This is a genomic window from Psychrobacter sp. T6-1 (assembly GCF_052258445.1).
The window spans coordinates 1-681 of sequence record NZ_JBQQFC010000714.1; the positions used below are offsets into that span (position 1 = coordinate 1).

The 681-nt window shown below is 41.6% G+C and carries 2 protein-coding genes; both read right to left on the bottom strand.

Features of this window, described 5'->3' with window-relative positions:
* Positions 1 to 424: redoxin family protein (locus ACTXGO_RS15575; RefSeq protein WP_443575158.1), on the bottom strand; the 424-nt coding region annotated here is incomplete at its 3' end.
* A 69-nt stretch (positions 425 to 493) separates the two neighbouring features.
* Positions 494 to 681: hypothetical protein (locus tag ACTXGO_RS15580; RefSeq protein WP_443575157.1), on the bottom strand; the 188-nt coding region annotated here is incomplete at its 5' end.

Consider the following 681-nt stretch of genomic DNA (forward strand, 5'->3'; position numbering starts at 1 on the left):
GCGCACCAGTTATGCCTAAGTCTAGAGCAAACTGACCCAATGAATCCTGAATAGACATAGAAAATGGATCACCGCCTCGGTTTAAGTAACTGAGCGCATTACCAATCTCATCCTTATAATTCACACCAACGATATCAACGCCGCGCTCTTCTAGTTGCATTAAAAACGGATGCTCAATAACGCAAGTTGGGCACCATGAGCCCCAAACATTAAGTAAAAACGGCTTATCCGGCAAATTATCATTGGTGATAGTACGGGTAGTATCTGCTAATAACGGCAGCTCAAAGGTAGGAACCGGACGCTCAAGAGCGGTATTGGTCACAATGTCTGTTGGTTTACCTAAGCGCATGTACAATATAACTACCAAACCAAAAAAGAGGATAAGCGGAATTAAGAACCATAGCTTCGTCTGCTTTTTTTTCATTGTCTTTGGGTTACGCTGCTTACTGTTTTGGCTATCTTTTTGCTCAGGAGTATTATTCGACATAGTCATTTATTTCTCCTTTAGTGTCGACATCGTCGATACTGAGATTGCCTGCTCAATAGCTACCTCATTGACTCCATAAGTAGCCAAACTACCAGTAACTAGCAACGGAGCTTTAATTTTTTTGATGCGGTATCGTTTATCAAGCATACTAATTAATCCACCTAGAGCCATGATAATTGCCCCTAACCAAATCC